Source organism: Planctomycetota bacterium, from assembly GCA_039182125.1.
Classification (GTDB): Bacteria; Planctomycetota; Phycisphaerae; order Tepidisphaerales; family Tepidisphaeraceae; genus JBCDCH01.
In genome coordinates this window covers 1-12,557 of the sequence record JBCDCH010000099.1, presented here as the reverse complement: position 1 = coordinate 12,557, position 12,557 = coordinate 1, and the positions used below count along the sequence as shown (strand labels likewise).

Genomic DNA, 12,557 nt, shown 5'->3' with positions numbered 1-12,557 from the left:
CGGGTAGCTCCCCGCCCGCGCCTGGCAACGCCCCCGTGGGTCGCCGCTCAAAGGAGATGCCCGTGACCAAGTCGTTTGTCCAAACCTTCGCGGCATTGATGCTTATCGCGCTTGCGTCCGCAGTGTTTCTTCCACCGCGGACGGGCGGGTCGCTGGGTGCGATGTCGCAAAACTTGCTCCTCCCCGTGACGCAGCCCATGCGGGTCATCGCGGCGTGGGTGCATGCGGAGCCGGAGGTGGAGGTCTCTACCGAAAAGACGGCACAGCATTGGGCGGCCGAGGTCGCCGAGTTGGAACGACAACTCGCCAACTACCAAGGACAACTGCAGGAGCTTTCCGAACTCAAGAGCGAACGCGACCGTCTCGGCAAGCGGCTGCGCGAACTGTGTACGCCGATGAAGGTGATCGGCACCGAGGCCGGCAGCGCCGACCTGCTCATCTCGGTGCCGCTGGGCGAGTCGGTCGAGGTCGGCGATCCGGTGTTGCACGCGGGCCGACTGGTCGGCCGGATTCGTGACGTCGGTCCTGGTGGCGCGCGAGTGCGGGTGCTCAGCGACAAACGGACGCAACTGGCCGTCGCCTTCGGGCAGATCGACGGCACCGCCGGCTTCGTCCGCCGCGAGTTTGCCGAACCGCCGCCTGGCAGCGAATCGATCTACGGCTACAGCATCCTCGCCGTCGAAGGCACCGGTGACGGCTTTCTCCGAACCACCAGCACCCCGCTCGAAGCGGTCGACGGCGTCTTCCGCGTTCAGGTCGGTGACATCGCCGTGCTGGACGATCCGCGCGAATGGCCGATCGAGTTGAGCCAGATCACCGTCGGGACCGTCGTCGCCGTCACGCCGCGTAGCAGTGCCGCCGGCTGGGCCGACGTCACGATCGAACCGGCGGCCAACGTGAAGTCGATCCCCGAAGTCCAGGTGATGAACAAGTAGCCCCACAGGGTTTTTGACCATGCGGCCCTTCGCGTTCGCCATCCTCGCCTACCTCACGCTCGGGCTGCAGCTCGGGCTGGGCGACATCGTCGGCTGGGGCGGCTGGGGGCCGAACCTCGTGCTGGTCGTCGCGGCATGGATCGCGGTGCGGGCGCAGGCCGAGTTTGCGTTGCTCGGACCGTTACTACTCGGGCTCGGGCATGACCTGATCACGCCGATGCCGTTCGGGTTGCTCGCGTTCACTTACGGGGCGGCGGGGCTGCTGACGCTGCGGATGCGCAAGTCGCTGATCCCCAACGCCCCGGTCGTGCAGGCATTGGTCGCGTTGCTCTTTGGCGTGTTGCTCACCGTGTTGTCACCGATGTTCCACTGGATCCGCACCTACGAACCGACCGGGCCCGGCTGGCCGACGCTGCTGCTCTCGGCGGTGCTTTCGACGATCGCCGCCCCGCTGGTGATGCCGCTGCTGGAGACGCTCACCGAGCCGCTGGGCATGCGGCGGAATCCACGCATTTTCGACTGATTCCGCGTACCATCGTCGCATGTTCAAGCGTCGCGTGGGCGTGCTGCTGGTGATCATGCTGCTCACGTCGTTCGTGCTCTTGGCGCGGGCGGCGCAGGTGCAGGTGTTGCAGCGCGGGACGTGGGAGTCGTTCCTGTCGGACGAGCTTTCGCGGTCGATGCTGACGGCGACCACGCGCGGCCGGATCGTCGACCGCAACGGCGTCGTCCTCGCCAAGGACGGCCCCGAGATGGACGCGGCGATCGACTACCGCGTCCTCGGCGTCGAGCCGGACGAGCAGTGGCTCAAGTGGCGGGCGTATAACCGCCTCAAGCGTGACCCCGACCGCTGGCGGCAGTACCTCGACGCCGACCGCGAACAGCGCAAGGCACTCTGGGACGCGGAGAAGAACCTGCTCCGCGACGACCTCGACGACATGTGGGACATCCTCGCCTCGGCGACCGACACGTCGCGCCAGGAGATCGACGACCAACGCCGGCTGATCCTTGGCAAGGTCCACGCGCGCCGCGACTTCATCGCACGGGCCAACCATCGCCGGGCGTATTCCGAGTGGGAAGCGACCGAGCCGCCGGCGTGGTGGCGACGGTGGCTGCTGGGCGAGAACCACGAACCCCCGCTGCTCGAAGACTTCGACGAGGAGATCGACGAGGAGATTCAGCACCATGTCGTCGTCGAAGCGATCCCCGAGCCGGCGCGTGTCGAGCTTGCCCGGCAGCTTCGCCGATTCGAGGGAGCGCTGATCCTGCAGACGACGCAACGCCGGGTGTACCCGTTCGGTGACATCGCCGCGCATGCGATCGGCCGGCTCGGCCAAGTTGGACCAGCTGACTTGGCGAGCGACCCGGAAACCGGTGAACGGCGTCGGCGGTACTTCCAGAACGACCAGATCGGCAAGGCGGGCCTGGAACGAATCGCCGAGCGCCGGCTGCGTGGCACGCGCGGCATCGTCGTCCGGGAGTTGGGCGACAATGCTTGGGAGTTGGCCGATGAGACCGAGGCACTCGCCGGCCACGACGTCCGCACCACCCTCGACATCGGTTTCTCCGAAGACATCCAACGCGCTTTCGAGACGATCACCGCCGATATCATCACGACCAACGCCGAGGGCAAATCCGGCTACTTCACCCGCCAGCCCGCACCTGGGGCGGCCGTCGTCATCGACGTCAACAGCGGCGACCTCCTCGCGCTGGTCAACTACCCGAGCTATGACCTGAACCTCTACGAAGAGCAGTTCCCCAAGCTGATGCGCGACACGGTCAATGTGCCGCTTTACAACCGTGCGACGCAGTTCGACACGACACCGGGAAGCACGATGAAGCCGCTCACCGGGATGGCCGGCATCCTCGAGGGCGTGGTCACCACGGAAGACCGCATCCTCTGCGACGGCTTTTTACACATCGACGGCCGGACCTACACGCATATCGGCCGCTGCTGGATCATGCGCCGCTACAACGCCACGCACGATCAGAACGGTGCGAACCCGCCGGGCGTCGACTTCACGCACTTGGACTACCGGACCGCGATCGAACGTTCTTGCAACGTGTACTTCGAGACCGTCGGTGACCGACTCGGCTTGAAAGGATTGGACCGTTGGCAACGTGCGTTCGGCCTTGGCCAGACTGTCGGCATCGGACTCCCGGAAACCGCCGGCCGGACCAGCGCGATGTTCAACGGCCCCGACGCCGAGCGCCGCAGCGAATCTTGGTTCAATGGCATCGGCCAGGGCCAGGTGCAGGTCACGCCAATCCAGATGGCCAACGTCGCCGCGACGATCGCCCGCAACGGCGTTTGGGTGAAACCAAAGCTGCTCCCCGACGCACCGACCGACCGCCGACGACTGCCATTGGACCCCGCCGCCGTGCTTGCGGCCCAGCGGGGCATGGTCGACGTCATGCACAACCGCACCGGCACCGCGCGCAAGGTCGGAGAGCGGCTCGAAGACGCCGGCCTCACGTTCAAGATTGCCGGCAAGACGGGCTCGGCGTCGAGTGCGAAACTCACGGCGCCGATCCTCGGCCCCGACGGTCGGCCGCTGCTCGACGAAAACGGAAAGCCGGCGATCCAGACCTTCGCCTTCGCCAACGACGGGGGGCCCGTCGCGTGGTACCACCGCGACTCGCAACGGCCGGATGACGACGATCCGAGCAGTCATTCGTGGTTCATCGGCTTCGCGCCGGCCGACGATCCGCAGATCGCGTTCTGCGTCATGGTTCAATACGGGGGCAGCGGCTCCCGCGCCGCCGGCGACGTGGTCGAAGTGCTACTCAAGTCCGCGGTGGAGCGTGGCCTGATCGACCCTTGACTCACGAAGCTCACCGCCGACGTTGTTGCTTCATCCAAGCGTAGAGATTCTGATCCTTGAACGCATTGACCCACACGTCATGGCTCGCGCTGCTGGGCTGTGTGTACTTCACGTTCGCCCCGGCACGCCTGAGTTCCTTGACCATTCGGTCGCTGTGCCCGTTGCTCACCGCCCAATCGAGCGAGTTGTGCCAGACCCAGATCGGCAGGTTTTTCAGTTGCGGTACATACTCCGTGGCGGAGTACGCACACATCGGCACGAGGCCGGCGAAACGGTCCGGGTACTTGCCACCGACGACCCATGCCCCTTGCCCGCCGTTGGAATAGCCGGTGGCGATGACGCGGTCGGGGTTGCCGTTGAAATCGCGCATGGCATTGTCGAGCGCGTCGATGGCGATGCGTGCCGAGCGGTCGTTGTTCCAGTTGACCATGCCGCCGATCTGCGGGAAGACGACGAGGAAGTCGAAGCTCTCCTGCTGCTTGTTGATGACCGGGCCGATGCCGACCTTGGTCGGGCCCTTGCCGTCGCCCCCGCCTTCGCCGAGGCCGTGCATGGCGAGGATGACGGGGTAGCCCCCCGGCGGCGGCGGCGTGTGCGGAACGAAGACGCTGTACTTGCGCGTCTTGCCGACGGACTCCATCTCGCGGAGGACGAACCCCTTGGTGCGTTCGCCGTTTTCACGGGAAAACTTCGGCGTCGAACCGCAACCGACCATGAGAAGCAACAGCACGCTCAGAACGAATGCCCGTTTCATGGCTCGACAGGATGGCGATTTTGTGTAGCCGATCAAGCTTCCGGGAGTCACCGTGCGTTGGACTCGATCGCGGCGACGATGGTTTCGTGCAGGGTCTTCGGAGCCGCGCCGCCACGGGCGTTGTTGACCAGGATGCTGAATGCGTACCAGCCGGCATCGGTGTGGACGACGCCGCTGAGCGTGTAGACGCCGCTGATGTAACCGGATTTGGCGAAGACCTTGCCGACCATGTCCGGGTGCCGTCCGAAGCGCCGACTGATCGTGCCGTCCTTGCCGGCCACGGCGAGGGAGTTGACGAACGTCGTCCCGAACCGACCGAAGGCGTCGGCGATGCATGCGGTGAGCAAGCGCGGCGTCACCCGGTTGCCCCGCGAAAGCCCCGAGCCATCGGACAACACGAAATCCTCACCGTCCTGGAAGCCCAGCGCCGCAAGGTATGACGCGATCGCCGCGTTGCCGTTGTCCCACGAACCGGACTCGCCGGTCACGTGATGGCCGATTCGCTTCACCAATGCCTCGGCGTAAAGGTTTTCGCTGGACTTGTTCACCCGTGCGAGCACCACCGAGAGCTTGGTCTCGAGCCCACCGATGTGCCGCCAGCCGCCGATGCCGTTGATCAGGTCTTCGCGTAGCGCCCGGTCCTGCATGGGCGTCCCGTCCACGGCAATGCCGGCAGCTTCGATCCGCTCGCGCAGAACCACGCCGAAGAACGCCGTCGGGTTGTCGATCGTGATCCGCAGCGGCCCCTGCTCCCGACGTGCGTTGGTCTGGCCCGCAAGCGTGATGCGATTGGTGCCGAGGATGCGATCCAGGATGACCGCGTTCTTACTACCCTTCACGCAGCGGTTGGTGATCGACGCATAACCGGTCGGTGGTGAGAGGCGATAGCCGACCCGCTGCCCGTTGCCACGCGGCTGCACGTAAAAGTCCACGCAGTTGGCGTTGAGGTTCAGGCCGCCGACCTGTGCACCATATGGACGAACCTGATCGCGCTGGCCCCAGCGCGGGTGCATGTATTCCTGGTCGAACACGCTGTCATCGACGAGCAGTGCGCCGATGTCGCCACCGGGCTCGAGGATCCGCGCCCACTGATCGAGCGTGGTCGTGGTGGTCCAGCCGAACTGGGCGAGCAGTTCGCTGTCACCGATGGTGGGGTCTCCGTCACCGATGACGCCGACCTCGCGGCGACCGTTGACCTCGCGTTCGACAAGCAGCGTGCGAAAGCGGAAGTCCGGGCCGAGGTAGTGCAGTGTCGCGGCCGTGGTCACGAGTTTCATGTTGCTCGCTGGCAGCATGGGGCTGTCGGCGTTGTGACCGGCGACAACACGCGGCTTGTCGTCGAGCTTGACCACGCTCACACCGACATTGCCCGAACCAAGGCCGGACCGTCGGACTGCCGCGTCGATGTCCTGCTGCAAACCGGCCACCGCCGTCGATGCGTACAGCAACACGCAAAGCAGCGCGAGCTTCCAACACTTCATGTCCCATCCGACACGTTTCACGGGCAGATGGTTGTACCCGCAAGCGATTCGCCTACAACCTTTGGCATGGCAAAGCGCGTGAAACGGCGGTACGCAGTCGGAAATGGACCTGTTCGTGTCGGGGCGATCGGGTATGGCGGTGCGTTTAACATGGGCAAGACGCACCTGACCGAATGTCGTCGGGGCGGGATGGTGCCGACCGCCGTCTGCGAACCTGACGAGCAGCGCCGGGCGCAAGCGGAAGTCGACTTCCCCGGCATCGCGACCTTCGCGTCACTCGACGAACTGCTCAAGGCCGACGCGGCCGACCTGCTGCTGAACATCACGCCCCACGACCTGCACTACCCGCTCGCGCGGCAATGCCTGATGGCGGGCAAACATGTCGTCAACGAGAAGCCGTTTGTCATCACGACCGCCGAAGCCGACAAACTCATCGCCCTCGCCGAGAAGCGCAAGCTCTTGCTGAGCACCTACCACAACCGCCATTGGGACGGGTGGATCTTGCGGGCCATTCGGGAGATCGTCGAGAAGCAGACCATCGGCCGGGTGCACCGCATCGAAGCACACATGGGCAGCTACCAGGCACCACGCGACTGGTGGCGGTCACGCAAATCCGTCAGCGGCGGCATCCTCTACGACTGGGGCGTTCACCTGCTCGAGTATTGCTTCCAGATCCTGCCCGGTGAGATGGTCGAAGTCAGCGGGTTCAAGGCCGAGGGTCACTGGCCGAGCGTCGCAAAGAAGATCGACTACCGCGACGATCATGTCGAGGACGAGGCGTTTGCCGTGATTCGTTTCGATGACGGGGCGTTGGTCAACCTGAGCATCAGCCACGTTCGCAGTGACGGCCTGCCCGACTTCTTGACGTTCGTCGGCGACCGGGGCAGCTACGGCATCAACTGGAGCGGCTGGACCCACCGCAAGACCGGCCGAAACGGGAAGATCAAGGAAACCACCGGCAAGCACCCGAAGAGCCAGGGGCACAAGTTCTACGCCAACGTCGCGAGAGCGTTGGCCGGCGAGGAAGACCTGATCATCACGCCGCAGTGGGCGCGGCGGCCGATTCACGCCATCGACCTCGCCGTCCGCAGTGCGGAGCAAAACAAAACGCTCAAAACCAAGTACGGCTGATCGTCACTTGTTCAACGTTCGGCCCAGATGCTTTTCAACACTGGCGACCTTGCCCTCGATCCGCCCGGTCTTGCCGCGTCGCCAGTCCATCTTGACCGTACACATCACCCGGTCGCTCTCGGCGGAGAGCAATTCGTGGCACTCGCGGATCACGCCCATGACTTGGTCGTACTCGCCCTCGACGCAGGTGCCGAGCGGCCCGACCTTGTAGGCAAGCCCGCTGCGTTCGACGATGTCGAGCGCCTTGGCGACGTGCTCGCCGACGCTCACGCCCTTGTCCATCGGCCAGATGCTGAATTCCGCGAGGAGCATGCGACACGCTACGCTGCCGGCATGACCAAGGATCAACTGGTGGCTCGCATTCGCGAGTTGGCCGTCTTGCACGGCGACTTCACGCTCCGCAGCGGACGCAAGAGCAAGTACTACGTCGACAAGTACCGCTTCGAGACGCAGCCAGATGCGCTGGCGGCGCTGGGCGCGGCGATCGCGGCGCATGCCGGCGACGCCGACCGGATTGCGGGGCCAGAGCTGGGCGCGGTGGCGTTGGCGGCGAGTGCGTCCATGGCGTCGGGCAAGCCGTGCGTGTTCATCCGCAACAGCAAGAAAGACTACGGCACCGCCAAGCAGATCGAAGGCGTCCTCGAAGCCGGGGAAAAGGTGCTGCTGGTTGAAGACGTCCTCACCACCGGCGGCCAAGCGATCGAAGCGATCGAGATGCTCCGCGACATGGGCTGTGAAGTAACCAAACTCGTCGCCGTCATCGACCGGCAGGAAGGGGCGCGTAAAAACGTCGAGCAACTCGGCGTCGAGATGGTCGGGCTTGTGACCAAGGCGGACCTCGGAATCGACGAATGAATCAGACTTCAACGGTGCTTTCGACAATGTCGAGTGCCGCTTCGACCTCAGCTTCGGTCAGTTCGCCGAGTTCTTCGAGCGCGTGCAGCGCCGCCTTCTGCTCGGCGATCTTCTTGTTCGGGCCCCACGCCCCTTCGAATCGGCGGCCATCGACGCTCACGCAGACCTCGAAGCACTTGCTGTGGTCCGGCCCCTTTTCGTCGAGCAGTTCGTACTGCGGCGTCGAGCCGAGGAGCTTCTGGGCCGCCTGCTGGAGCACCGCCTTGAAGTTGTGGGCGTCGAGGTTTTCGGCGACGGTTTTGATCTTCGGCGACATCGTCCGCCGCACGAACTCCGCCGCTGGGGCGAAGCCGCCGTCGAGGTAGATCGCGGCGACGACCGCCTCGTACATGTTCGCGATGAGCGACGCCGGCATCTCCCGCGCGCTGGTGATCCCCTTGCCCGTGATCAGCAGCTTGCCCAGCCCCAGCTCCCGGGCGATCTCCGCGCACGTCTTTCGGCTGACCACGACCGATTTGATCTTGGTCATCTCGCCCTCGAAAAAGTCGGGATACTGGCGAAACAGGTCCTCGCAAACGACCAAGTCCAGCACCGCGTCGCCGAGAAACTCCATGCGTTCGTTGGAGTCGAGGCGATCGTCGGCGATGGAGGCGTGCGTGAGCGACTCCTCTAGCAGAGCGGGATTGTCGAACACGTAGCCGAGCGATTCCTCAGCCTTCATGCGTAAAGTGTCATCCACAGGCGTTCCACATCTAGATTCGGCGCTCGGGGAAAACTACCCGTCGGGCCGAAATCGGTCAACCGCTTTGCTCGCCACTGGCCGGCCGGGTGCCTAACCTGCCCCTCACCCGAAGGAAGCTCCCCATGCATTACCCCCGCCGAATCAGCCATATCAAACGCGCCCGCAAGTTCGGGTTCCGCGCCCGCATGCGGACCAAGAACGGCCGAAAGATCATCAACGGTAAGCGCCGCCTGGGCCGCAAGGTCTCGATCGTCAGCAAGCCCAAGGGCGTCCGCTAGGCACCTCGCACGCCGCGATGTTCACCGGCATCATCGAACAGCCCGCCCGCGTCACCGCGACCGAAGATCATCGCGGCGGCCGGCGCGTTTCCGTTTCACACGCCTGGACCGACCTCCGCCACGGCGAGTCCATCGCGATCAATGGCTGCTGCCTTACCGTCGCCGAGTTCGATGACAACACGGTCACCTTCGACGTCATCACCGAGACGCTCGACAAGACCAACCTCCGCGGCATCTCCAACGGCGACCTGCTCCATGTCGAACGCGCCTTAGCCGCGAACGGTCGGCTCGACGGGCACTTCGTTCAAGGCCACATCGACGCGACCGCCGAGCTCGTCCATCGCGTCGCCAACGACGTCGAATGGCGGCTGCGCGTCCGTGTGCCCGAAGCAATGGTCAAGTACCTCATGCCCAAGGGCAGCGTCTGCATCGACGGCGTCTCGCTCACGATCGCCGACCTGTCCGACGACTGGTTCGAGGTCACCCTGATCCCCACCACGCTCGACAAGACGGCTCTGGGTCAGCGGCCGATCGGCTACCGCTTCAACTTCGAAGCCGACATCCTCGCCAAGACGATCGTCACGCACCTCGAGCGCGTTGCGAACGCACAAGCTCAAAAAGCGTAGTAGACTGATGCACATGGGAGTTCCCTCGGGCGACCGTCCCACCATCGCGATCAGCATGGGCGACCCCGCCGGCATCGGGCCGGAGGTGATCGTCAAGGCACTGGCTGATCCGGACCTGCGGCGGCGGGCCCGGTTCATCGTTTACGGCCTGAACGAGTTGCTCGCCTACGCGGCTGACCAGGCCGAGTTCGACGTGTACTGGTGGCGCGACTCGTTCCGCGGCAAGCTCCGTCACTACCCGCACGACGTCGTCGTGGTCGACTACGACACCTACGACCACGTCGGCCCGGCCCTGCGCGGCGCGTCCAAGCTCGGCGGCGAAGCGTCCATGCGGTTTCTCAACGACGCCCTCCGTGCCACCACCGACGGCATCGCCGACGCGCTCGTCACCGCCCCGATCTGCAAGGAATCGTGGAAGCTCGCGGGGTACAGCTATCCCGGCCACACCGAGTTTCTCGCCGAGCGGACCAAGGCCCGGCAGCACGCGATGATGTTCGCCGGCGGGCCACTCAAGGTCGTGCTCGCCACGATCCACGTCCCGCTCAACAGCCTCTGGGGCACGCTCAACATCGGCAGTGTCCTGCGCCCGACCGAACTGCTGCACCGATCGCTCGTCGATGACTTCGGCATCCCGAACCCCCGCATCGCCGTCGCCGGGCTCAACCCGCACGCGTCGGAGAACGGCCTGTTCGGCGACGAGGAAGAACGCATCATCGCCCCCGCGATCCTCCATGCCCGCGAGACGGGTATCAACGCGATCGGGCCGATCTCACCCGACGTGGTCTTCCGCGAAGCCGCCCAAGGCCGCTACGACGCCGTCGTCGCGATGTACCACGACCAGGGCCTGATCCCCGTCAAGCTCCTCGCGTTCGACCAGTCGGTGAACATGACGCTGGGCCTGCCGATCATCCGCACCAGCCCCGACCACGGCACCGCCTTCGACATCGTCGGCCGCAACAGCGCCAACCCCGGCAGCATGACCGCCGCCGTCCGCATGGCCGTCGAACTGGCGGAAAAGCGCCTGGCAGCCAAGCAGTCGATCGCCATGCCGACGTAGGGCAGTGCCTGCCCTACGAAAAGAGCCCCACCAACCCCTCCATCTGCCCGCGCTTGGTCAGGTCGAACTGCAACGGCGTCACCGTGATGTACTTGTCCCGCAACATCGCCACGTCCGTATCGGCATCCGTGCTGTCCAGGCGAAATTGGGAGTTGTTCCAGTAGTAATCCCGGCCACCGGGCGAGATGCGGTGCTCGTAGGTATCGACGTACGGCCGAACGCACTGCCGACAGACATGGATGCCCTTCGGCGACTCTCCGGCGGGCAGCGCGGGCAGATTCACGTTGACCACCTCGCCCTTGCCGAGCGTCGGCAAGAGCTTCTCGACCACCGGCAGCGACCACCGCGCGGCCCGGTGCAGGTCGTTGTCCGCGTCCTTGTCGAAGTGCAACGACAGCGCGATCGCCGGCAGGCCGAGGAACGCCCCCTCGATCGCCGCCGCGACAGTGCCGGAGTAGACGACGTTGATGCCGGAGTTGGCCCCGTGGTTGATCCCGCTGACGACCGCGTCGGGCCGCTGCGGCAGGATCGCGTCGACGGCGAGCTTCACGCAGTCGGCCGGGCTGCCCGCGACCGCGGTCCCGTCCCAGTCGCCGAAGTTGCGCTTCTCGACCATGAGCGGCTCGCCGAGCGTGAGCGAGTGGCTCTTGGCACTCTGCACCGTCGCGGGGGCGACGACGTCGATCGTGTAATGGGCGGCCAGCTCATCGCGGATCGCGTGCAAGCCGCCGGCGTCGATCCCGTCATCGTTGGTGCAGAGCAATCGCATGTCCGCATCGTAGTCCGACCCGCTAGATCGCAAGCGCCACGTAGCCGACGACCGCGACCAGCAACGCTCCGACCACCACGGGCACCACGGTCCGGCGCAGGATGGCGTTGTAGTTGTCCGTCCCGACCACGGCGGCTGCCGCGATGATGTTGAACAGACAAACCGCGTTACCCAGCGACGCCCCGGCAAGTTGCACGCCCAGCACTGTTCCCGTCTCGAGTCCGAGATTCTGAGCCGCTTCCTGTTGCACCGGGCCGAAGATCACGTTGGACACGGTCGTGCTGCCGGTCATGAACGTGCCGAGCGTCCCGAGCAGCGGGCTCAACAGCGGAAATGCCTGCCCACTGGCCGCGACTACACCCGCAACACGATCGACCATCGACGGCCCGTCACCACCGCTGTGGAGCATCAACTGCGTGATGGCGAGCGAAGGAAACAGAACGATCAACACGGTCGTCGACTTCGACACGACCGGACGCAGGTCGACCCGCCAACGCTTCGCAAGCAACAACGCCAACCCGGCGGCCGCGATGAACGGCACCAACGGCGACCGCAACGGCTTGAGCGTGGTGTCAATCCCGCTACCCAACACGTTCCGAAGCGCCAGCTCCACGTTGATCAGTTCCGACAACGACGGCAACACACGGGGGAGAAACAGCAGCACGACGAGCAAGCCGTACGGCAACCAAGGTCGCCACGGCATCCGTTGTCGCTCGAAGAGAAACACGAAACACCCGAGTGCCAAGCCCCCCGCGGCGACGAGCCCGGTTAACTCTCGCAACCACGGCGCGAGCACCGCGTACGTCACCATGATCCCGGCAAGCATCAACCACGCGACCCGCGGCGGCAACTCGCCGGTCTCGGTTCGGACTTGCCGTCGCACGAACCCCATCACCGCCACCGACGCCACCGCGACCCCGATGCCCGCGACGGCGTAGACCCGCCGGACGGTGTCCGCGTCCAGATCCAACGGCCCGGCCAACCCCGCCGTCACCGGCACCCCGACCGCCCCCGACACCGCGAACAGCCCGTTGAACAGCAGAACCGCCGCGATCGACAACGCCGGCGAAAAACCCATCCCGATCAGCAGCAGCGGGACGATCG

The 12,557-nt window shown here is 65.3% G+C and carries 14 protein-coding genes; 8 read left to right on the top strand and 6 right to left on the bottom strand.

The window, feature by feature from the left end:
* The 3 genes from AAGD32_17300 to AAGD32_17290 all read left to right on the top strand — a co-directional run.
* The coding region (locus AAGD32_17300) for a rod shape-determining protein MreC (protein ID MEM8876005.1) at positions 1-935 on the top strand (935 nt) is incomplete at its 5' end.
* Positions 936-954: 19 nt separating this feature from the next.
* Positions 955-1,458, top strand: a complete 504-nt coding sequence (locus AAGD32_17295; GenBank protein MEM8876004.1) for a hypothetical protein — start codon at positions 955-957, stop codon at positions 1,456-1,458.
* Positions 1,459-1,477: 19 nt separating this feature from the next.
* Positions 1,478-3,760, top strand: a complete 2,283-nt coding sequence (locus AAGD32_17290; GenBank protein ID MEM8876003.1) for a penicillin-binding transpeptidase domain-containing protein — start codon at positions 1,478-1,480, stop codon at positions 3,758-3,760.
* A 10-nt stretch (positions 3,761-3,770) separates the two neighbouring features.
* Here the strand turns inward: AAGD32_17290 and AAGD32_17285 are convergent, their stop codons facing one another.
* Together AAGD32_17285 and dacB are read right to left on the bottom strand one after the other, a co-directional pair.
* Complete coding sequence (locus tag AAGD32_17285) at positions 3,771-4,514, bottom strand: hypothetical protein (GenBank protein MEM8876002.1); 744 nt, start codon at positions 4,512-4,514, stop codon at positions 3,771-3,773.
* Between the two features lie 47 nt (positions 4,515-4,561).
* Positions 4,562-6,016: a D-alanyl-D-alanine carboxypeptidase/D-alanyl-D-alanine-endopeptidase gene (gene dacB / locus AAGD32_17280; GenBank protein ID MEM8876001.1), complete on the bottom strand. Its 1,455-nt coding sequence runs from the start codon at positions 6,014-6,016 to the stop codon at positions 4,562-4,564.
* Between the two features lie 6 nt (positions 6,017-6,022).
* Between dacB and AAGD32_17275 the strand changes: the two genes are divergently transcribed.
* Positions 6,023-7,126 carry a Gfo/Idh/MocA family oxidoreductase gene (locus tag AAGD32_17275; protein MEM8876000.1) on the top strand — a complete coding sequence of 368 codons (1,104 nt, stop codon included), beginning with the start codon at positions 6,023-6,025 and terminating at the stop codon, positions 7,124-7,126.
* A 3-nt stretch (positions 7,127-7,129) separates the two neighbouring features.
* Here the strand turns inward: AAGD32_17275 and AAGD32_17270 are convergent, their stop codons facing one another.
* Positions 7,130-7,438 carry an MTH1187 family thiamine-binding protein gene (locus tag AAGD32_17270; GenBank protein MEM8875999.1) on the bottom strand — a complete coding sequence of 103 codons (309 nt, stop codon included), beginning with the start codon at positions 7,436-7,438 and terminating at the stop codon, positions 7,130-7,132.
* Positions 7,439-7,459: 21 nt separating this feature from the next.
* Here AAGD32_17270 and pyrE point away from each other — a divergent pair, with 21 nt between their 5' ends.
* Positions 7,460-7,981: an orotate phosphoribosyltransferase gene (gene pyrE, locus AAGD32_17265; GenBank protein MEM8875998.1), complete on the top strand. Its 522-nt coding sequence runs from the start codon at positions 7,460-7,462 to the stop codon at positions 7,979-7,981.
* A gap of 1 nt (position 7,982) precedes the next feature.
* Here pyrE and rnc read toward each other — a convergent pair whose 3' ends face one another.
* On the bottom strand, positions 7,983-8,702 hold the full coding sequence (gene rnc / locus AAGD32_17260; GenBank protein ID MEM8875997.1) for a ribonuclease III: 720 nt from the start codon (positions 8,700-8,702) through the stop codon (positions 7,983-7,985).
* Between the two features lie 143 nt (positions 8,703-8,845).
* On the opposite strand from rnc, the gene rpmH reads away from it, so the two are divergent.
* Genes rpmH through pdxA form a run of 3 tightly spaced genes read left to right on the top strand, consistent with a single transcriptional unit; the run spans position 8,846 to position 10,684 of the window.
* Positions 8,846-9,001: a 50S ribosomal protein L34 gene (rpmH, locus tag AAGD32_17255; GenBank protein MEM8875996.1), complete on the top strand. Its 156-nt coding sequence runs from the start codon at positions 8,846-8,848 to the stop codon at positions 8,999-9,001.
* Between the two features lie 17 nt (positions 9,002-9,018).
* Entirely contained in the window at positions 9,019-9,627 is a 609-nt protein-coding gene (gene ribE / locus AAGD32_17250; protein ID MEM8875995.1) for a riboflavin synthase, read from the top strand.
* A 13-nt stretch (positions 9,628-9,640) separates the two neighbouring features.
* The gene (gene pdxA, locus AAGD32_17245) at positions 9,641-10,684 is read left to right on the top strand and encodes a 4-hydroxythreonine-4-phosphate dehydrogenase PdxA (protein ID MEM8875994.1); all 1,044 of its coding nucleotides are present in this window, start codon (positions 9,641-9,643) and stop codon (positions 10,682-10,684) included.
* Between the two features lie 13 nt (positions 10,685-10,697).
* Here the strand turns inward: pdxA and surE are convergent, their stop codons facing one another.
* Both surE and AAGD32_17235 read right to left on the bottom strand, forming a co-directional pair.
* A complete protein-coding gene (surE, locus tag AAGD32_17240) occupies positions 10,698-11,453 on the bottom strand; it encodes a 5'/3'-nucleotidase SurE (protein ID MEM8875993.1) in 756 nt (251 codons plus the stop codon).
* Positions 11,454-11,475: 22 nt separating this feature from the next.
* On the bottom strand, positions 11,476-12,557 hold a 1,082-nt coding region (locus AAGD32_17235), incomplete at its 5' end, for an L-lactate permease (GenBank protein ID MEM8875992.1).